The following is a 21,068-nucleotide window of genomic DNA, read 5'->3' as shown; positions in this document are numbered from 1 at the left end:
GAATTGGTTTTAATTATAACAAAAAAAGGGCTTTGTTTCTCACAAAGACCCTTTATATTGACTAATTAAGCGACATTTTAAATTTTAAAAAGGCTTCATTATACGCTCCAATATTTTCTTTTCCTAAATCTTCATAAACTTCAAGTTTATTTCTTACTGAAGAATCAGGGTAGAAACGCTCGTCTTCTCTAACACTCTTATCTAAAAGATTATAAGAAGCTTTATTTGGTGTTGCATATCCAACCCATTCTGCATTTTGTTTTCCATTCTTCTCTTCTAATAAGAAGTTAATAAATTTATGTGCGCCATCAACATTTTGAGCTGTCTTAGGTATAACGATATTATCAAACCATAAGTTTGAACCTTCTTTAGGTACGACAAAATCCAATTTATCATTTTCAGTCATAATATCAGCTGCCATACCACTCCAAACAACGGCTACATCTGATTCGTTCTGAACCATCATTGTATTAATTTCATCACCTACAACACCTCGAACATTAGGTGATAACTTAATTAATTTATCTTGTGCTTTTTTCAGTTTTTGCTTATTCGTTTCATTTAAACTTTCATTCATGCTATTTAATGCAAATCCAATACCTTCTCTTGAACCATCAACGATTAATACATCATCTTTGAGACGTTTATCCCATAGACTATTCCATGTATTAAAATTGATACCTTTTGTTGTTTCAGGATTATACAAAATACCCACTGTTCCCCAAAAATAAGGTACGGAGTATTTATTACCTGGATCAAATGGTAAATTCATAAAATCTTTATCAATATTTTTTAAATTCGGTACTTTTTTATGATCAATCGGTATTAATAACTTTTCTTTTTTCATTTTTTCAACAGTATACTCACTCGGCACAGCAACATCATATGCTGTACCACCGTTTTTAATTTTAGCCATCATCGCTTCATTGGAATCAAACGTTTCGTATACGACTTTAATACCTGTTTGTTTTTCAAATTTTTTCGTCAAATCTGGGTCAATATATTCTCCCCAGTTATAAACATAAATGACATTCTTTTTTCCTTTAGAAGGAGGCGGATCAATTAATTTAGTAGATAACATTAACAATGCCCCTACAACAATTGAAATGCCGACTAACTGCATTAATTGTTTCATCTTATAATGCCCCCTCTTTTTTCAAGTCTTTTTTGTTGGCCTCTTTTTAAGAAATAATATCCTAAAATCAGTATCATGACTAAAGCAAATAGCAATGTAGAAATCGCATTGATTTCCATCGTAATACCTTTTCTAGCCATAGAATATACTTCAACAGATAATACGCTAAAGCCACTACCTGTCACAAAGAAGCTCACTGTAAAGTCATCTAACGAGTACGTAAGTGCCATAAAGAATCCACCAATTGCACCCGGTAGAATATGAGGTATCACAACTTTAATAAGTGTTTGCCATGAAGTTGCACCTAAATCTTTAGCTGCATCGATCATTGATGTATTCATATCATAAAGTTTAGGAAGCACTAAAAGCACTACTATTGGTACACAAAATGCTATATGAGAAATTAATACTGACCAGAAACCGAGTCCCATACCTGTATAATGACCAATAACTGTAAATAACAGTAAAAATGACGAACCAATAACAACATCAGAACTTACCATTAAGATATTATTCAACGTTAGTAATCCCACTTTTAATTTTTTATTTCTTAAGTAGTAGATACCTATTGCACCACATATGCCGATTAAAGTAGAGATACTTGCTGCCAACAATGCGATCGCAATGGTGTTCACGATAATCACTAACAAGCGCTTATTTTGAAACACCGATGTATAATGATCAAATGTAAATCCTTTAAAATGCGTCATGTTACCCGCACCATTAAATGAATAAAATATCAAGAAAAAGATAGGCAAGTATAGAAATATAAGTATAAGTGTAAAATAAAGTCTTCCTGTTAATTTCATACTATACCTCCTTATTCTCTGATTTAGATTTCGTAATAATGAGTATCAGAGCCATAGCTAATATTAAGAACACTGCTATCGTAGAACCCATACCATAATTTTGTGTAACTAAAAACTGTTCTTGTATAGCTGTACCTAAGTTAACAACTTTATTACCTGCGATTAAACGCGTAATCATAAATAAAGATAATGCCGGTATAAATGTAATTTGGATACCCGTTTTCACGCCTTCTAATGTTAAAGGCACGATGACATTTTTAAATGTTGTAAAACTATTTGCACCTAAGTCTCTTGAAGCTTGTAATAAATTCTCTGGTATTTCATCCATTGAATTAAAGATTGGTAACAGCATAAAAGGAATATAAATATAAACCGAAACGATGATAAATGCTGTACTTGTAAATAATAATTCTGTTGATGGTACGTGAAATATGCTTAAAATTTTATTTAATAAACCATCATGACTGAGGATACCAATAAAGGCATACGTCTTAAGTAACAAGTTAATCCATGTAGGTAAGATAACGAGTAATAATAATATATCTTTATGTTTAGCATTTCTAAGTGTTAACGCTAATGGATAACTGATTAGCAAACAAAAGAAAGTAATAATTAATGCATACCAAGCTGAACTTAAAGTCATTTCTAAATAACTACTTGTAAAAAAGTTCTGGTAATTTTCGAATGAAAAGTGCCCATGAATATCAAGTAATGATGCATAAAAAATCATAGCAATTGGAACGATAATAAATAATACTATCCATATCATGTAAGGTACGAGTAATAATGATTTTATTTTATGCATGTTCCTCATCCTCATAGCTTTCAATTCGACGATCAAATTCTTCTTCTGTTTCACCTGGCAACATAATATGAATCGCTTCTGAATCAAAATCAAGTCCTACTGTTTCACCGATTGTTGCTTTTTTCGTCGTTTGGATTATCCATTCATTACCTTGTGCATCATAACAACAGATTTCATAATGAACACCTCTAAATAATTGAGAATCTACAACTGCAGAGATACGACCTTCATTCTCCGATTTAATCGTGATATCTTCTGGACGAATCACTACGTCAACTTTAGCATCTTTCTCAAATCCAGCATCTACACATTCATAAGGAATTCCGTACATTTCAACAACATAATCACGTTTCATGACACCTGTAACAATATTAGATTCTCCAATGAAATCTGCTACGAATTTATTGACCGGTTCGTCATATATGTCTACAGGTGTACCACTTTGTTGAATTTTTCCGTCTTTCATAACAAATATGTAATCACTCATTGCTAATGCTTCTTCTTGGTCATGTGTGACAAATATAAACGTAATACCTAATCGTTGTTGCAATTCACGTAATTCATATTGCATTTCTGTTCTTAACTTTAAGTCTAAAGCTGATAATGGCTCATCAAGCAAGATAATTTCAGGTTCATTCGCAATTGCTCTAGCAATTGCGACACGTTGCTTTTGACCACCACTCATTTCAGTGATTTTACGTTGTTCATATCCTTCAAGCTTCACTAATTTTAATGCTTCTTTTACTTTAGTTTGAATATCTTTTTTATTTAACTTTTTTATTTTTAGTCCAAATGCTACATTGTCGTATACATTTAAATGAGGAAATAACGCGTAATCTTGGAACACTGTATTAACTTTCCTATTATTTGCTGGCACTTTGTTTATAATTTTATTATTAAACAAAATATTACCTTTTGTTGGTATTTCAAATCCTGCTATCAATTTTAAAATTGTCGTTTTACCACATCCTGATGGACCTAATAATGTATAAAATTTACCTTCTTCAATTTCAAAACTGACATCATCTAATACTTGCGTGTTGTTAAAGTTCTTTGAAATGCCTTCGAACTTTATGATTGGTTGTTTCATACCTTACCTCCTATAAATACGATTCTGTAGCTACGATTAATACTTCAGCATCTTTGTTAGATTGATTTAAAAACTGATGCGTTTCATGCGCTTTAAAATAAAAACATTCTCCACTTTTAGCAGTATATGTTTGATTCCCTATATTTAAAGTTATGAATCCTTTTTTTACATATGCAAATGTTTCAGAATTTGATGGGCTAAATGCTTTATATTTAGATCCACTTTTTAAAGTGATAATAACAGGTTCCATTTCAAATTCATTTGAATCTGGAACGAGCCATTTGATTTTGTAACCTAAATCATATTCATCATATATCGTGTGTTCTTGTTCAGGATAATGTATACGGGCTTGATACAATTTCTCATTAAAAAACTCACTAGGCTCAACCCCTAATACATCTAAAATATTCAAAAATGTTTCCATAGATGGTGAAGATAAATTTCTTTCTAATTGCGAAATATACCCTTTAGATAAATCTGTACGCTCTCCAAGTTCTTCTTGTGTTAGGTTCTTTTGATACCTTAAATTTTTAAGTTTTTCTCCTATATTCATAAATCCCCCAAGAAAGTGTAATGTTTACTTTTACTAAACATTAAGTTTAGTACCTTTAATAAAATAACAGAAATCATTTTATAGTTCAACACTTTTTTGGGGGATTTTATAATATTATTTAACTGAAATCGTTGTCGCTTCTTTATTCTCTTTTAAAGCTTTAACAACTTTATAGCCATCATAGCCACTCTCATCTTTGAAAGCTTTATAAAAATTATTCTCATCAGATTTACCAGGAATAATTTTCTTAAAGTTTTTATAAGCTTTATCTAATTCTTCTACATTTGCTTCACTTTCATATGCATCTTCTATAAGATTATAAAATGCCATCACTTCAAGAATTTCTTCTTGCGACCAATCCACATCTATTGGATAACTATACTCCATATTTTCTACTCCTTTACAAAAAAAGGCTGGGACATAAATATGTCTCAGCCTTATATTTTTATGATTACATTGTATGGATAGGTGTTCCTAATGCTACTTCTGCAGCTTCCATAGAAATTTCACCTAATGTTGGGTGAGCATGAATTGTTAATGATACGTCTTCAGCAGTCATACCTGTTTCAATTGCTAAACCTAATTCAGCAATGATATCTGAAGCGCCTGTACCAGCAACTTGTGCACCAATTAGAAGACCATTTTCTTTTAAAGCGATAAGTTTAACGAAACCAGCAGTTTCATTTAATGCTAATGCACGACCATTTGCAGCAAATGGGAACTTAGCAGCTTTAATTTCTAAACCTTCTTCTTTAGCGCTAGCTTCAGTGTAACCTACTGTTGCTAATTCTGGTTCAGTGAAACATACTGCCGGAATACCTAAGTAATCTACAGCTGATTTTTCACCAGAAATTGCTTCAGCAGCTACTTTAGCTTCGTAACTTGCTTTATGAGCAAGTGGAGGTCCAGCAACAATATCACCGATTGCATAGATATTGCTGATTGAACTACGGCTTTGTTCGTCAACTTCAACTAAACCACGATCTGACATTTTTAGACCTAATTCTTCAAGACCTAATTCATCAGTATTTGGTCGACGTCCTACTGTAACTAATACATAGTCTGCATCGATTTCTTTTGTTTCTCCGCCAGCTTCATAAGTAACTTTAACGCCGTTGTCAGTTTCTTCAGCTGATTTAGCCATCGCTTCTGTAACGATTTCTACACCTTTAGCTTTAAGACCTTTTTTAACGATTTGAGTCATTTGCTTTTCAAATCCACCTAAAATGTCTTTAGCACCTTCAAGAATTGTTACTTCAGAACCAAAGTTAGCATATGCAGTACCTAGCTCAGAACCAATGTATCCGCCACCTACTACTACTAATTTTTTAGGAACTTCTTGAAGTGCTAATGCACCTGTAGAATCAATGACACGTTTACCAAATTTGAAATTAGGAATTTCAATTGGTCGTGAACCAGTTGCGATAATTGCATTTTTGAAAGTATAAGTTTGAGATGCTTTTTCAGTCATAACTTTTAAGTTATTTTCATCTACAAAGTATGCTTCTCCCTTAACAACATCGATTTTGTTACCTTTCATTAGTCCAGCTACGCCGCCTGTTAATTTTTTAACTACGCCATTTTTGAACTCTTGAACTTTTTCGAAGTTTAATGCTACTTTCTCAGCTACAACACCCATATCTTCTGAATGTTGAGCATTGTGGAAACGGTGTGATGCTGATAATAAAGCTTTAGATGGGATACAACCAACGTTTAAACATACACCACCTAATTCGCCTTTTTCAACGATTGTTACTTTTTGTCCTAATTGTGCTGCACGAATTGCTGCAACATATCCACCAGGACCTGCTCCAATTACAATAGTATCTGTTTCAATAGGAAAATCTCCAACTACCATTTTTACCCCTCCATTAATAATAATTCTGGATTATTTAATAATCTCTTAATATGGTTCATTGCGTTTTGTCCAGTAGCACCATCAATTTGTCTATGGTCGAAACTTAATGATAGTGATAATACAGGTGCAGCAATAATTTCTCCATCTTTAACGATAGGTTTTTGAGCAATACGACCGATACCTAAAATAGCAACTTCAGGATGGTTGATTACTGGTGTAAACCATTGTCCACCTGCTGAACCGATATTACTTATCGTACATGTTGCGCCTTTCATTTCGTTAGCTTGTAGTTTACCATCACGTGCTTTAACAGCTAATTCGTTAATTTCATCAGAAATTTCGAACATTGATTTGTGATCTGCATTTTTGACTACTGGTACTAATAAACCACGATCAGTATCCGCAGCTATACCTATATTATAGTAATGTTTATGAACAATTTCACCATTTTCTTCATCAAATTCAGTATTTAATGCTGGGTATTTCTTAAGTGCGGATACTAATGCTTTAACAACATATGGTAAGAATGTTAATTTAGTACCTTGCTCAGCAGCAACTTCTTTGAATTTTTTACGGTGATCCCATAATTCTTGAACATCAATTTCATCCATTAATGTTACGTGAGGTGCAGTATGCTTAGAGTTAACCATTGCTTTAGCAATTGCCTTACGCATAGCTGGTATTTTCTCACGAGTTTCAGGGAATTCTCCTTCTGGTACTTGTGGAGATTGTACTGCTTGTGTATCTTCAGATGTAGTTTGAGCTTCTTCTTTTGCTGGTTGCTCTGAAGTAGCACCACCATTTAAGTATGCTTCAACGTCTTCTTTTAAGATACGGCCATTTTTACCTGAACCTGAAACAGCTTTAATATTTACATCGTTATCACGAGCAAATTTACGAACTGAAGGCATAGCAATTACACGTTTAGACTCATCAACATTTTCTGATTGAGTTTCAGTAGTTGCTTCTTCTTTAGCTTCTTCAGCTGGTGCTTCTTCTTTAGTTTCTTCTTTAGTTTCTTCTTCATCGTCGTCATGACCTTTGAATTGTAAGCCTTCTGCGTCTGGTGCATCAATTTTAACAATTGTATCACCAACAACAGATACTGTACCTTCTTCAACCATAACTTCTTCAATTTTACCTGCAACAGGTGATGGAATTTCAACGACAGATTTATCATTTTGTACTTCACATAATACATCGTCTTCTTGAATTTCGTCTCCTGCTTTAACAAACCATTTTACAATTTCACCTTCGTGGATACCTTCACCGATATCTGGTAATTTAAATTCGAATGACACGATTTTTTCCTCCTAAATATTAAATCCGTATTTTAATGCGCATTAAAACTCTAATGTTTCTTTAGCTTGCGCTACGATATCTTTTTTGTTTGGTAACCAAACACCTTCTGCTTGTGTGAATGGATAAATAGTGTCAGCAGCTGCTACACGTGCAATAGGAGCTTCTAATGAAAGAACAGCTCTTTCAGAGATTTCAGCTACAACACTTGCGCCAACGCCTGCTTGTTTTTGAGCTTCTTGAACTACGATTACACGGTTTGTTTTTTCTACTGATTTAACAATTGTTTCAACATCTAATGGTTGAACAGTGATTAAGTCAATAACTTCAACTGAATAACCATCTTTTTCTAAATCTTCAGCAGCTTTTAATGATTCTTGAACCATTGCACCATAAGTAATGATTGTTAAATCTGTACCTTCACGTTTAACTTTAGCTTTACCGATTTCTACTTCGTACTCTTCTTCAGGTACCTCTTCACGGAATGAACGGTATAACTTCATGTGTTCTAAATAAACAACTGGGTCATTACTGCGGATTGCAGAAATTAATAGTCCTTTAGCATCGTATGGGTTTGAAGGAATAACAACTTTCAAACCAGGAGATTGTGCTACTAAACCTTCTAAGTTGTCTGCGTGTAATTCTGGTGTATGAACACCACCACCAAATGGCGCACGGATTGTGATTGGAGCCACTTTTGAGTTGCCTGAACGGAAACGGTGACGAGCTATTTGACCAGCAATTGAGTCCATAACTTCAAATACGAAACCAAAGAATTGGATTTCCATGACAGGACGGTAACCTTCAAGCGTTAAACCTAAAGCTAGACCACCAATACCTGATTCAGCTAGAGGTGTATCAAATACACGATCTTCACCGAATTCTTTTTGTAAACCTTCTGTTGCACGGAATACACCGCCGTTTACACCAACGTCTTCACCGAATAATAGAACATCTTCGTCTCTTTTTAATTCGTTTTGAAGCGCATTGTTAATCGCTTGAATCATTGTCATTTGTGCCATGACTTATTTCGACTCCTTCTCTTTGTAAATTTCATATTGTTCAGCTAAATTGTGAGGCATTTCTTCATACATGTTTTCCATTAAGTCTGTAACTTTTTGTTTAGGCGTATTATCTGCCTCTTTGATAGCTGTTTTAATTTCTTCTTTAGCTTTTTCCATTACTTCGTTTTCTTTTTCTTCAGACCATAAGTTTTTCGCTTCAAGATATTTTCTGAAACGTACTAATGGATCTTTCTTTTCCCAATCAGAATCTTCATCAGAAGTTCTATAACGAGTTGGATCATCACCAGCCATTGTATGTGGACCGTAACGGTAAGTTAATGTTTCGATTAATGATGGACCTTCACCATTTACTGCACGTTCACGCGCTTGTTTAGTTACTGCATATACTGCTAATGCATCCATTCCATCTACTAATACACCTGGAATACCAACTGCTACTGATTTTTGAGCTAAAGTTTTAGCAGCCGTTTGTTTGTCACGAGGTGTTGAAATCGCATAGTTGTTATTTTGGATAACGAAAATTGCAGGTGCTTTGTAAGCAGAAGCAAAGTTGATACCTTCATAGAAGTCACCTTGTGAAGAACCGCCATCACCAGTGTAAGTAATTGCAACATTTTTCTTACCACGTTTTTTAAGACCTAATGCTACACCAGCTGTTTGGATAAACTGTGCACCAATAATAATTTGTGGACTTAAAGCATTAACACCTTCTGGAAATTGATTTCCAATAAAGTGTCCACGTGAGAATAAGAAAGCTTTTGTTAATGGTAAACCATGCCAAATTAATTGTGGCACATCACGGTAACCAGGTAATACATAGTCTTCTTTCTCTAACGCATAATGTGAAGCTAATTGTGAAGCTTCTTGTCCAGCTGTTGGTGCATAGAAACCTAGACGTCCTTGTCTATTTAATGAAATAGAACGTTGATCAAGAACACGAGTCCAAACCATTCTTTCCATTAATTCAACAAGTTCTTCGTCAGATAAGTCCGGTAACAAGTCACTATTTACGACATTTCCTTCTTCATCTAAAACTTGAACCATTTCAAACTTAGACTCTATTTCATTTAAAGTCGCTACTGCATCGAATTGGGCTTTTTTTCTCGGAGCCATTCAATTCACCATACCTTTCCCTATATTAAATAATCATTTCTTAATCATTCTAACACAAAACTGTTTTACTGTTAAATAAAAAATACTAACATCTTAAAAACCCCACTAATTAAAGGTTTTTATATAACTGTACTAAAACATAATATTAGCTGTACTAATACAAATTATTTATCTAAAATAGCTGAAACATCTTTCTTTTCTTGTTGGACTTTTCTTAAAGTATTTTGATAATCTGTTACAACTTTTTCAGTCTTTTTATTAACTTCTGTCAATTTAGAAGAACGATCATTTGCACCTTTTTGCGTAGCATTGTCTTTTGATAAATAACTAAATAAATCTTTTTCCGTTTTTAATACCTCTTTATATGCATCCATCACTTCGTTATGTAACTTATACTTTTCGTCTAATGCATTCTTTAATTCTTTAGCTTCTTTTAATTGTTCTTCATCTTCTATATTTTTATAGTCCTTTTTAGACGTTTCATAAATATCTTTAGACTTCTTCATTGCTGACGTTTCATCTTTTACGATTTCTTCTCTATCTTTAATGCCGTCAGTTAATTCTTGCGCTTTTGTTTTAAAGTCATCATTTTTAGCTTTATTTAATGCTTCGATTTTTTTAACTTTGTCTTTTTCTGCCTTAGTCATTTTCTCATTTAAATCAACAATAACTTTTTCTTCTTTATTTGCTTTTTCAACTTTGTTATAAAAAGATTCAAGTGATTCTTTAGATTGACCACATGCTGTTAAAATTAATGAAGTCGCTAATGTTAATGTCACAAATTTCTTGCCAATCATTCGTAATTCCTCCTTTTAATCCTATCAATATGTTACTCTGTTTTTTTTATTTATACAATTAATAATAGATGTAAAAATGACCAGTTTTTGATAATATTTTATATGAGGAAGGTGCATGTAAATGATAACGATGGAAAATATTATTCGTGACGGCCACGAAACACTTAGAAAGAGAGCCGAAGAAGTAGAATTACCAATATCGACTGAAGATAAAGAAACATTAAATGAAATGATGGAATTCCTAAAGAATTCTCAAAATGAAGAACTTGCTAAAAAATACAAATTACGTTCTGGCGTAGGCCTTGCCGCTCCACAAATCAATGTTTCTAAAAAAATGTTAGCAGTATATATTCAAGATGACGGAAAAGGAAACCAAATCGAACTTCAACTTATCAATCCTAAAATCGTAAGCCATAGTGTACAAAAAGCATATTTAAATGGTGGCGAAGGATGCTTAAGTGTAGATGAATCAAAACCAGGACTCGTACATCGTAATTATAAAGTAACGATTCAAGCATATGATATAGAAGGAAATCCATTTAAGAAAAGATTCAAAGGATATCCAGCAATCGTATTGCAACATGAAATCGATCATTTAAATGGCATCATGTTCTATGACTATATTAACGAAGAAGATCCATTCAAACCACTTGATGATGCAGTAGAAATTAATTAAATAAGTATGATGATGCAGTAGAAATTAATTAAATAAGTATGATGATAAAAGAGCGAATACCATTCAGTTGGTATTCGCTCTTTTTAATGTCATTATTCTGAATTGTGGTAATTAGAAACTGCTCACTTACGGACATTTCTCGGAATTATGTCCCTAACTGCACCTCTTACGGACACTTCTCGGAATTATGTCCCTAACTGCACCTCTTACGGACACTTCTCAGAATTATGTCCCTAACTTACACACCCGATGATTTCTATTTTATCAATAAAAAACAGTAATCTCAATCTTCCAATTGTAGATTACTGTTCTTCTGTCTCATGAATTTATTCATTACATAAATTCATCTCTTCGTTCGATGAAATGAATGTTTTTTTCTTTTAGTGCTTTTTGAATAGCGGTTAATTCATCCAAACTTAACCATTCTGGATCTTTGTTATGTCGAATGTAATGTGGATCTTGTTTAACGTTATTAATCATTTCATCATAGTTATAGATCATAACAACTTCATTTTTTCGAATATTAAATTCTATTCCTTTAAATTGTTTGTCAGATCTATTTTTTTCTGCATCGATTGTTTTGATGATGCGTTCAACCTTATCCATAAAATTCACATCCTATTCATCTATCAATCCTAATTCTATACATGCATAGTATATACCATTTTCACTTACATGTTTCGTTTCAAAATCACAAACTTCTTTTAGTGCGTCAACGGCATTACCCATTGCTACACCACACCCTACTTCAGTAATCATTTCTACATCATTTGGTCCATCACCGAATGCAACTACTTCGCTTAATGGGAATCCTAATTTATCACTGAGTTCTTTTATGCCTTCTGCTTTAGAACGATCATTTGGCACTACATCTCTACTTAGTGGATGCCATCTATAGAATTTCAACGCATTGAATTGATTATCGTACTTGTCATCTTCATCGTCAGCATGGAAAATAAGTGCTTGATAAACTGGGTAATCAAGATAATATGTATTGTGATATTCTGGATAATCCATCTTTAATGTTCCAAGACTTTCAGAAATGTCGTTATCACTTTCTACATTTGCATACACTGCTGTTTCGCCGAAGAATACTAGTGGATGATTATTCGCGTGTGCTTTGTCTACTATACTGGTAAGTTCCTCTTTATTTAATGGATATTTACTAATAATTTCTCCATTATTTACAACAATTTGTCCGTTTAGCGAAACAAAAGTATCAATACCTGTTTCTCTAATAACTTCTTTAAACATATACGGTGCTCTACCTGTTGCAATTGCGACGATATGGCCAGCTTCTTTTAATTTTTTTATCGCATCAATAGTTGATTCTGGAATTTCTTTGTTTTCATCATAGATTGTACCATCTATATCAAAAAATATTAATTTCTTATTCAACTTTCATCGCCTCCTTGTCTCTATTCTAGTTGATAATCAATATATATGAAAGATTTAGTTAAATATCTTTATTTATCTCTAATTTTCATGTAAAATGAACTTATTAAAAAGGTATTTATATATTTTCATATAATTACTTTTAAAAATGTACGGGAATCAAATTTTGAAATTGACAAACCCTAGACTTAAAAACTAGGGCTTTATTTATGTTAATTAACCTAGGAGGATTTATATATATGGCAGTATTTAAAGTATTTTTTCAAGAAGACAAAAGTGAAGTAATCGTACGTGAAAGTACACAAACAAAATATTTCGAAGGACAAACTGAAGAACAAGTAAGAAGATATTTATCTGACCGTAATTACAATATCGAATTTGTCCAAAAATTAGAGGGCGCTCATTTAGAATATGAAAAGAAATCTGATCACTTTAATGTGGAGACAATCTAAATGAAGCCTTTACAAAAAAATGAAGTAGGCGTATACGCACTGGGTGGTCTCGGTGAAATTGGTAAAAACACGTACGCCCTCGAATATCAAGATGAAATCATTGTCATTGATGCAGGTATTAAATTCCCTGATGACGATCTTCTTGGTATCGATTACGTGATACCAGATTATACGTACTTAATTCAAAATAAACATAAAGTGAAAGCTTTATTTATCACTCATGGACACGAAGACCATATCGGTGGTGTCCCATTTTTATTAAAACAAATGAATGTTCCGATTTATAGTGGACCACTTGCTTTAGGTCTTATTAGAAATAAATTGGAAGAACATAATTTATTGAAGACTGCTCAATTAAATGAAATTGATGAAGATTCAGTATTTGAATTTAAACATTTCAAGATTTCATTTTATTTAACAACTCATAGTATTCCAGAAGCATACGGGATTATTGCAGATACACCAGAAGGTAAAATTGTTCATACAGGTGACTTTAAATTTGATTTCACACCTGTTGGTAAACCTGCAAATATTGCCAAAATGGCTCAACTTGGTGAAGAAGGCGTATTATGTTTGTTATCAGACTCTACAAATTCCGAAGTTCCTAACTTTACATTAAGTGAAAAGGAAGTTGGACAAAACGTAGATGAGATTTTCCGTAAGTGTTCAGGTAGAATTATTTTTGCAACATTTGCTTCTAATATTTATAGAGTTCAACAAGCTGTTGAAGCAGCCGTTAAATACAATCGTAAAATTGTTGTCTTCGGTCGTTCAATGGAGAACAATATTAAAATTGGTACAGAATTGGGTTATATTAAAGTACCACCTGAAACATTTATTGAACCAAACAAAATTAATACCGTTCCAAAACATGAAATTCTTATTTTATGTACAGGTTCTCAAGGTGAACCAATGGCAGCATTATCAAGAATTGCTAATGGTACACATAGACAAATCAGCATTATTCCAGATGATACAGTTGTATTCAGTTCATCACCTATTCCAGGTAACACGAAGAGTGTAAATAGAACAATCAACGCTTTATACAAAGCTGGTGCTGATGTTATTCACGGTAAATTATCAAACATTCATACTTCAGGTCACGGTTCACAAGATGAACAAAAATTAATGTTACGTTTAATTAAGCCTAAATACTTTATGCCAATTCATGGTGAATATAGAATGCTTAAGAAACATAGTGAAACTGGTGTAAACTGTGGTGTAGATCCAGATAATATATTCGTATATGAAATTGGTGATGTGCTCGCACTTACTAAAGATTCTGCAAGATATGCTGGCCGTATTCCATCAGGAAATGTATTTGTTGATGGTAGCGGAATTGGAGATATCGGTAATGTCGTAATTAAAGACCGTAAAGTCCTTTCAGAAGAAGGTCTTGTAATAGTTGTTGTAAGTATAGATTTCAAAACGAAACAACTACTCTCAGGTCCAGACATCATCTCTAGAGGATTTGTATATATGAGAGAATCAGGTCATTTAATTTACGATGCACAACGATTAATCAAAAAAGCTGTTATTGAAAAGCTAAACAATAATGATAAAGTAGAATGGCATCACGTTAAATCTACAATTACTGAAGCTTTACAACCTTATTTATACGAAAAAACAGCTCGTAAACCAATGATTTTACCAATTATCATGAAAATTAAATAAAACATAAAAACACCCGTAATTTCTAAAAATTACGGGTGTTTTTTTACTCATTTACAAGTTTCTTCTCAAATCTATTTAAATCATTGTCATGACCTATCACGATTAATATATCATGAAATTCAATATTTTCATTTGGATCTGGTGCTACGATGATATCTTTACCTCTTTTAACAGCAATGATATTTATACCGTAATTTGCACGTACATCCAATTCTAATATAGAACTACCAGCAAGTCTTTCCCCTGCTTTAATTTCTACAATTGAATACTCATCAGAGAGTTCTAAGTAGTCTAGTACAGATGCGCTAGCAACATTATGTGCGATACGACGACCCATATCTCTTTCTGGATGGACAACAGTATCCGCACCTATTTTATTGAGAATTTTAGCGTGATAATCGTTTTGAGCTTTAGCGGTAACTTTTTTAACACCTAATTCTTTAAGAATTAAGGTTGTTAATGTACTCGCTTGTATATTCTCACCTATTGCAACAATTACATGATCGAAATTACGTATACCTAAACTTTTCATGACCGCTTCATCTGTTGTATCTGCAATCACCGCATGTGTGGCGATATCACTGAACTCATTCACTCTTGCTTCATCTGCATCAATGGCCATTACATCCATATCTAAAGCATTGAGCTCTCTTACAATACTTCCGCCAAATCGGCCTAAACCTATAACTACATACTCCCTACTCATGATATGCCTCCATACTTTTTAATAATCTTATTTTTTACCTTTAACGTAATCAGCATCAAAGATAAATAATCTTAATAATAATATAAGCGATGGCACGAGTAAAAGTAAACCTAAAATAAATACGATTACAAGCATTAATGCCATTTGATCGTTCACAACTGCTTTATCAATATTAATAAACGGATCTAATATATATGGTAATTTACTTACACCATATCCAAAGAACGCTGTACCGAATTGTAATAATATCATAATAAAAGCAACACCATGTGCTTTTTTAAAGTATATTAATCCAACAGCAATGAGAAAGAATATAATACTTAAACCGAATAACCACCAATAACTGCCGACTGCATTATTAAAATGCGTTTCATTATGTTGTCTTAAAGATAAGAAAACGAACTGACAAATGATGATCATTGGAATTGCCCATATAAGGAACCACTGTCTCAATAAATGATATGCTTCAGAATCTTTAGCTTTGTTTGCATAAAATGTTAAAAATCCTGATGAAATATATAACACAGAAATAATTGCTAAAAATACGACTGCCCATGCATATGGACTTAATAATAAATCAACCCATTGTAGGTGAACACCATCACTTGTTTCTTTTATATAGCCACCTTCAGCAATTGTTAAAATTGTTGATAATGATGCTGGAATCAATAAACCTGTTCCACCATATAAGAATAACCACGATAACTTACTATCTTGTCCATAGTTTTCAAATGCATAAAAACTACCACGAATGGTCAGTAGAATTAATGCAATACTTCCAGGTATTAATAATGTTGACCCGAAATAATAAGCAGAATCTGGGAAGAATCCAACTATTCCTACAAAAAAGAATACGAAGAATACGTTTGTTACTTCCCAAACAGGGTTTAAATATCTAGAAATTAAGTTATTGATAATATGATCCTGTTTCGTTAATTTCGCGTGAAATGCGAAGAATCCTGCACCAAAGTCAATCGCACCAATAATAATGTAACCAAACAGAAAGAGCCAAAGCACTGTAATACCTATATGTTGATAATCCATTATACTTCACCCTTTCTGTCTATTATTTTGTTTACATCATCAGTCGCTTTACTGTGACTAAACATTCTAATAAGTACATAACTTGATGAAATACCAAGAACTAAATAAAGTATTGCAAATGCAATGAATACGAGTGCTAGTCCGTCAGCATTTGTTGCAGCTTGTGCAACTTTTAAGTAACCTCTTAATATCCAAGGTTGTCTACCCATCTCGGCTAAGAACCAACCAAATTCAATTGCAAGCATTGCAAGTGGTCCGGTTAATACTGCTAAATATAAGATTGGTTTACTATATTGTGACCATTTTTTCACCCATTTTAATACAATAAATAAAGCTGAAACGACAAAACAATAAACACCAAAGAATACCATCAAATCAAAGAAATAGTGAATGATAAGTGGTGGTGTTTCATCACTCTTAAATTCGTTTAATCCTTTAACTTCAGTATTAAAATTACTATCAGATAAGAAACTTAAAGCGCCAGGTATTTTAATAGCACCTTTTACTTCTTGTTTATCTTCATCTACTACCCCAAATAATACAAGGTCTGCTTTTGATTCACTTTCAAAATGCCATTCCATAGCTGCTAATTTTTCAGGTTGTTCTTGATGTAAGAACTTAGCTGATAAATCTCCTGCTAACATCGCAAGTAAACTCGCAATTAAACCGACTGTCATCGTAAGTTTGAGTGCTTTTTTATGATATTCTTTATCGTCTATAAATTTATTCTTAATTAAACGATATGCTGCTATACTTGCTAAAATAAATGCAGCTGTCATAAACGCAGTCGATACAACGTGAAATGATCTAATACCGAATGATGCATTAAACATCGCTGCAACTGGATCAATATTCATCAATTTTCCATTGATAAAATCGAATCCATTTGGCGTATTCATGAAAGAATTCACAGATGTTATAAAGAACGCTGAAAATGTACCACCAATAATGACTGGTAACGTAATTAAAAAGTGCGTCCATTTACCTTTGAATCTATCCCACGTATATAAATAAATACTTAAGAAAATAGCCTCAAAGAAAAAGGCGAATGTTTCCATAAATAATGGTAGTGCAATAACTTGACCACCTAATTGCATAAATGATGGCCACAATAATGATAATTGTAGACCAATAATTGTTCCCGTAACTACTCCGACCGCTACAGTAATCGTATAACCTTTAGACCAACGTTTTGCCATCGCAATATACATAGGATTATTGTTCTTAATACCTATGAATTCAGCAATTGCAAACATTAATGGGATACCCACACCAATTGTTGCAAAAATGATATGGAACCCCAATGTCATAGCAGTTAGTAAACGACTTATAACTACTGCATCCATAATATTCCTCCATTCAACGTTTGTGATATACATCACAATTTAATCTTATTATACAACACTTTAATCATTTGTGAAATGTTTAACATTTACAAAGTAATGACAAATTAATGGCAAAATAGGACTTAATCGTTGAACGCTTTAAAAAATCATTTATAATATGTCTATATAAAGTTGAGGTGAAAGCTATGAGTGAAGTTACAATTTATACACAAGACCAATGTCCTCCTTGCCAATTTGTAAAACAATATTTTACTGAAAAAGAAATTCCATTTACAGAAAAAAATATAAAAAACAAACAGTTTAAAAATGAACTTATCGATCTAGACAGTTTTTCAACACCTACTGTTCTCATTAATGGAAAAGTTTTTTATCAAGTTGATATAGAATCTTTTAATAAAGCATTGGGCATTCATTAATGAAGATTCAATTTCCAAGTTCTAAAATTAAAATCACCAAACATTCTATTGATACAAACCTAAAATCAAATCTGAAACTTATTCATATAACAGATTTGCATTTAGGTTATTATTCTAATTTAGAAAATTTATATCAACTTGTACGTCTTATCAATGAGCAAGAAGCAGATATTGTTTGTTTCACAGGTGATTGTTTTGATGATATTGCTCAAATTTCTTTTGACCCTTATCTAGTTATACCTTTATTTCGTACAGTTCAATCAAAATATGGAAAGTTTTTTGTTCCAGGCAACCATGATTACGGTTCAAACGGCATTCATACAGTATTAGATATCATGAATAAATCCGGTTTTGAAGTCTTGTTAAACAGTTCTTACGTCGTAAACACACCTGACGGTAATATTCAGATTAATGGCATTGACGATTTATGTTTTGGTCTGCCTAATTTTAGCAGTTCATTCCAAGTACCAAATTGTCATATAAACTTTCGAATCGGACTCGTACATGAACCAGATAAAGTTAAATTATTAGATCCAAACATCCATTTAGTACTTTCTGGACATACTCATGGTGGTCAAGTTCGACTTCCTAAGATTGGCGCTATTTATACACCAACTTATGGAAAAGTATATAAACAAGGTTTGTATCAAATTAGAACTAGACAATTTCTTTACGTTAATCAAGGTATAGGCATGACAAGACTTCCTATTAGAATTTTTTGCTCACCTGAAATTGCGATATTCACCTTGAAATCTCATTAATGTCTGAAAGAAAGCATAACATATAAAAACAGAGCGATTATCACTTAAAGTTAAGAGATAATCGCTCTGTTTTTTAATTTTAAAGAATTTGATTAACGAGTTCTACAACTTCTTCTTCTGTTGCACAGTTAATTGCTTTGTTCGCTAATTCTTGCATTTCTTTTTGATCTAATTGTTTGATTTGTTTTCTAGCTTTTAGAATACTTGTCGCACTCATAGAGAATTCATCTAAACCTAATCCAAGTAATAATGGAATTGCTGTATTGTCTCCAGCCATTTCTCCACACATACCAGTCCATTTACCTTCTTTATGAGAAGCTTCAATTACTTGCTTAACTAAGCGAAGAATTGCAGGGTTATATGGTTGGTATAAGTAAGAAACACGCTCAGACATACGGTCAGCAGCCATTGTATATTGGATTAAATCATTCGTACCAATACTGAAGAAATCAACTTCTTTAGCAAAGATGTCTGCAAGTGCTGCAGTAGATGGAATTTCTACCATAATACCGATTTCGATATCATCCGCAACGTTAACACCTTCAGAAACTAATTTTTCTTTTTCCTCAAGTAAGATTGCTTTAGCATCTCTAAATTCTTTAATAGTTGCAATCATAGGGAACATGATATTTAACTTACCAAATTCAGATGCGCGTAATAAAGCTCTTAATTGTGTTCTAAAGATTTCAGTTTGATCTAAACATAAACGAATCGCTCTATATCCTAAGAATGGGTTCATTTCTTTAGGTAAGTTTAGATAAGATAATTCTTTATCTCCACCTATGTCTAAAGTACGAACGACAACACGTTTGCCGTCCATTTCTTTTAAAACTTTGCTATATGCTTCAAATTGTTCTTCTTCTGAAGGCATATTGTCTCTACCCATGTATAAGAATTCAGTACGGTATAAACCGATACCTTCTGCGCCGTTATTTTTAACACCTTCTAAGTCATTAGGTGTACCAATATTCGCAGCTAATTCGACATGAACACCATCTTTAGAAACAGATTCATCATTAACAAGTTTAGCTAATTCTTCTTTTTCAGCTAAGAAGTTTTTCTGTTTTTGTTCGTATGCTTGAACTTCGTCATCTGTTGGGTTAATGATTACATCACCAGATAAACCATCAATGATTAAACTATCACCATGGTTTACGCGATCTGTAATATCTTTAGTACCTACAACAGCAGGAATTTCCAATGAACGACTCATTATTGCTGAGTGTGAAGTTCTTCCACCGATATTTGTCGCAAAACCTTTAACAAACTCTTTGTTAAGTTGCGCAGTATCAGATGGTGTTAAATCTTCACCTACAATAATAACGCTTTCATTGATCATACTAGGGTTTGGTAATTCTACACCTAAAATATGTGCCAAAATACGTTTAGAAACATCGCGAATATCCGCTGCACGTTCTTTCATATATTCATTATCCATATTTTCAAAAATTGTAATGAAGTTTGTTGATACTTCATTTAATGCAGTAGGTGCATTTACTTTGTTATTGCGAATATTTTCTTCAATTGGATTTAATAATTCTGGATCTTCTAATACTAATAAATGGGCATCAAAAATCGCAGCTTTATCTGCACCAAGTTGTTTTTCAGCATTATTACGAATTTGAGTTAATTCAACTTTTGATTGATTAACAGCCGCTTTAAACTTTTCAACTTCGCCGTCTACATCGCTGATATTTTCGCTTGAAAACGATAAGTCAGGTTCAACTAATAAATATGCTTTACTAATAGCCACACCATCAGATGCAGCTATACCTTTTAATATTTCAGACATTATTTAGTTAATCCTTCTTTAGATAATACTTCAGTAATTGCTTCGATAGCTTCTTTCTCATCACTACCCTCAGCGTAGATAGTAATTTCAGCATCTTTACCAACACCTAGGCTCATTACACCCATGATTGATTTTAAGTTAACTTTTTTAGCGTTATATTCTAATTGTACATCTGAATCAAATTTAGATGCAGTTTGAACTAACATTGTTGCTGGTCTAGCATGAATACCCGTTTCGTCAATAATTACGTATGAATTTTGTTCCATTTTTATTGTCTCCTTCTGATACCTATATTAAATTTGTATAAAATCAAATTTTATCT

23 protein-coding genes are annotated in these 21,068 nt (G+C 32.8%); 5 read left to right on the top strand and 18 right to left on the bottom strand.

The genetic code is table 11. From position 1 onward, the window contains the following. Window positions 1–61: 61 nt before the first annotated feature. The 11 genes from CD035_RS03775 to CD035_RS03725 all read right to left on the bottom strand — a co-directional run bounded on the left by CD035_RS03775 (window position 62) and on the right by CD035_RS03725 (window position 10,484). Complete coding sequence (locus tag CD035_RS03775; RefSeq protein WP_048542251.1) at window positions 62–1,135, bottom strand: ABC transporter substrate-binding protein; 1,074 nt, start codon at window positions 1,133–1,135, stop codon at window positions 62–64. Further along, on the bottom strand, window positions 1,132–1,944 hold the full coding sequence (locus tag CD035_RS03770; RefSeq protein WP_048542248.1) for an ABC transporter permease: 813 nt from the start codon (window positions 1,942–1,944) through the stop codon (window positions 1,132–1,134). Before CD035_RS03770 ends, CD035_RS03775 begins: the two co-directional genes overlap by 4 nt. A 1-nt stretch (window position 1,945) precedes the next feature. Then, window positions 1,946–2,749, bottom strand: coding sequence for an ABC transporter permease (locus CD035_RS03765; RefSeq protein ID WP_088592420.1), 804 nt, complete (start codon window positions 2,747–2,749; stop codon window positions 1,946–1,948). Then, the gene (locus CD035_RS03760) at window positions 2,742–3,839 is read right to left on the bottom strand and encodes an ABC transporter ATP-binding protein (protein ID WP_048542244.1); all 1,098 of its coding nucleotides are present in this window, start codon (window positions 3,837–3,839) and stop codon (window positions 2,742–2,744) included. Before CD035_RS03760 ends, CD035_RS03765 begins: the two co-directional genes overlap by 8 nt. A gap of 10 nt (window positions 3,840–3,849) precedes the next feature. Continuing rightward, the gene (locus CD035_RS03755) at window positions 3,850–4,392 is read right to left on the bottom strand and encodes a helix-turn-helix domain-containing protein (RefSeq protein ID WP_048542242.1); all 543 of its coding nucleotides are present in this window, start codon (window positions 4,390–4,392) and stop codon (window positions 3,850–3,852) included. Between the two features lie 114 nt (window positions 4,393–4,506). Further along, window positions 4,507–4,779 carry a UPF0223 family protein gene (locus CD035_RS03750; protein WP_048542241.1) on the bottom strand — a complete coding sequence of 91 codons (273 nt, stop codon included), beginning with the start codon at window positions 4,777–4,779 and terminating at the stop codon, window positions 4,507–4,509. 64 nt (window positions 4,780–4,843) lie between these two features. Further along, window positions 4,844–6,250 carry a dihydrolipoyl dehydrogenase gene (gene lpdA, locus CD035_RS03745; RefSeq protein WP_048542237.1) on the bottom strand — a complete coding sequence of 469 codons (1,407 nt, stop codon included), beginning with the start codon at window positions 6,248–6,250 and terminating at the stop codon, window positions 4,844–4,846. Window positions 6,251–6,252: 2 nt separating this feature from the next. Further along, a complete protein-coding gene (locus tag CD035_RS03740) occupies window positions 6,253–7,551 on the bottom strand; it encodes a dihydrolipoamide acetyltransferase family protein (protein ID WP_048542235.1) in 1,299 nt (432 codons plus the stop codon). 42 nt (window positions 7,552–7,593) lie between these two features. Further along, complete coding sequence (locus CD035_RS03735) at window positions 7,594–8,571, bottom strand: alpha-ketoacid dehydrogenase subunit beta (RefSeq protein WP_048542233.1); 978 nt, start codon at window positions 8,569–8,571, stop codon at window positions 7,594–7,596. A gap of 3 nt (window positions 8,572–8,574) precedes the next feature. Next, window positions 8,575–9,687: a pyruvate dehydrogenase (acetyl-transferring) E1 component subunit alpha gene (pdhA, locus tag CD035_RS03730; RefSeq protein ID WP_048542229.1), complete on the bottom strand. Its 1,113-nt coding sequence runs from the start codon at window positions 9,685–9,687 to the stop codon at window positions 8,575–8,577. 164 nt (window positions 9,688–9,851) lie between these two features. Next, the gene (locus CD035_RS03725; protein ID WP_048542228.1) at window positions 9,852–10,484 is read right to left on the bottom strand and encodes a YkyA family protein; all 633 of its coding nucleotides are present in this window, start codon (window positions 10,482–10,484) and stop codon (window positions 9,852–9,854) included. A gap of 121 nt (window positions 10,485–10,605) precedes the next feature. Between CD035_RS03725 and def the strand changes: the two genes are divergently transcribed. Beyond that, complete coding sequence (gene def, locus CD035_RS03720; RefSeq protein ID WP_048542225.1) at window positions 10,606–11,160, top strand: peptide deformylase; 555 nt, start codon at window positions 10,606–10,608, stop codon at window positions 11,158–11,160. Window positions 11,161–11,493: 333 nt separating this feature from the next. On the opposite strand, the gene CD035_RS03715 is transcribed toward def, so the two are convergent. Together CD035_RS03715 and CD035_RS03710 are read right to left on the bottom strand one after the other, a co-directional pair. Further along, a complete protein-coding gene (locus CD035_RS03715; protein ID WP_025905179.1) occupies window positions 11,494–11,766 on the bottom strand; it encodes a hypothetical protein in 273 nt (90 codons plus the stop codon). A gap of 12 nt (window positions 11,767–11,778) precedes the next feature. After that, window positions 11,779–12,558, bottom strand: a complete 780-nt coding sequence (locus tag CD035_RS03710) for a Cof-type HAD-IIB family hydrolase (RefSeq protein WP_048542223.1) — start codon at window positions 12,556–12,558, stop codon at window positions 11,779–11,781. A 236-nt stretch (window positions 12,559–12,794) separates the two neighbouring features. Between CD035_RS03710 and CD035_RS03705 the strand changes: the two genes are divergently transcribed. Both CD035_RS03705 and rnjA read left to right on the top strand, forming a co-directional pair. After that, on the top strand, window positions 12,795–13,007 hold the full coding sequence (locus tag CD035_RS03705) for a DNA-dependent RNA polymerase subunit epsilon (protein WP_048542221.1): 213 nt from the start codon (window positions 12,795–12,797) through the stop codon (window positions 13,005–13,007). Then, window positions 13,008–14,681 (top strand): ribonuclease J1, encoded by a 1,674-nt coding sequence (gene rnjA / locus CD035_RS03700; RefSeq protein WP_025905182.1) that lies wholly within the window; start codon window positions 13,008–13,010, stop codon window positions 14,679–14,681. Window positions 14,682–14,724: 43 nt separating this feature from the next. Here rnjA and CD035_RS03695 read toward each other — a convergent pair whose 3' ends face one another. The 3 genes from CD035_RS03695 to CD035_RS03685 are packed head-to-tail and all read right to left on the bottom strand — an operon-like array spanning window position 14,725 to window position 17,777. Then, entirely contained in the window at window positions 14,725–15,387 is a 663-nt protein-coding gene (locus tag CD035_RS03695; protein ID WP_025905183.1) for a potassium channel family protein, read from the bottom strand. 27 nt (window positions 15,388–15,414) lie between these two features. Continuing rightward, window positions 15,415–16,431 (bottom strand): cytochrome d ubiquinol oxidase subunit II, encoded by a 1,017-nt coding sequence (locus CD035_RS03690; protein ID WP_048542219.1) that lies wholly within the window; start codon window positions 16,429–16,431, stop codon window positions 15,415–15,417. Further along, window positions 16,431–17,777, bottom strand: coding sequence for a cytochrome ubiquinol oxidase subunit I (locus CD035_RS03685; RefSeq protein WP_048542217.1), 1,347 nt, complete (start codon window positions 17,775–17,777; stop codon window positions 16,431–16,433). The genes CD035_RS03690 and CD035_RS03685 overlap by 1 nt, the downstream gene beginning before the upstream one ends. Window positions 17,778–17,962: 185 nt before the next feature. Between CD035_RS03685 and CD035_RS03680 the strand changes: the two genes are divergently transcribed. Both CD035_RS03680 and CD035_RS03675 read left to right on the top strand, forming a co-directional pair. After that, window positions 17,963–18,193: a glutaredoxin family protein gene (locus CD035_RS03680; RefSeq protein WP_048542216.1), complete on the top strand. Its 231-nt coding sequence runs from the start codon at window positions 17,963–17,965 to the stop codon at window positions 18,191–18,193. Then, window positions 18,193–18,954 carry a metallophosphoesterase gene (locus tag CD035_RS03675; protein WP_048542214.1) on the top strand — a complete coding sequence of 254 codons (762 nt, stop codon included), beginning with the start codon at window positions 18,193–18,195 and terminating at the stop codon, window positions 18,952–18,954. The genes CD035_RS03680 and CD035_RS03675 overlap by 1 nt, the downstream gene beginning before the upstream one ends. Window positions 18,955–19,033: 79 nt before the next feature. Here CD035_RS03675 and ptsP read toward each other — a convergent pair whose 3' ends face one another. After that, the gene (ptsP, locus tag CD035_RS03670) at window positions 19,034–20,746 is read right to left on the bottom strand and encodes a phosphoenolpyruvate--protein phosphotransferase (protein ID WP_048542211.1); all 1,713 of its coding nucleotides are present in this window, start codon (window positions 20,744–20,746) and stop codon (window positions 19,034–19,036) included. Continuing rightward, window positions 20,746–21,012 (bottom strand): phosphocarrier protein HPr, encoded by a 267-nt coding sequence (locus CD035_RS03665; RefSeq protein ID WP_016912884.1) that lies wholly within the window; start codon window positions 21,010–21,012, stop codon window positions 20,746–20,748. The genes ptsP and CD035_RS03665 overlap by 1 nt, the downstream gene beginning before the upstream one ends. Window positions 21,013–21,068 lie beyond the last annotated feature (56 nt).

Source organism: Mammaliicoccus sciuri (assembly GCF_002901825.1).
Classification (GTDB): Bacteria; Bacillota; Bacilli; order Staphylococcales; family Staphylococcaceae; genus Mammaliicoccus; species Mammaliicoccus sciuri.
The sequence above is the reverse complement of the archived record's forward strand: the minus strand, read 5'-3'. Positions and strand labels throughout refer to the sequence as shown.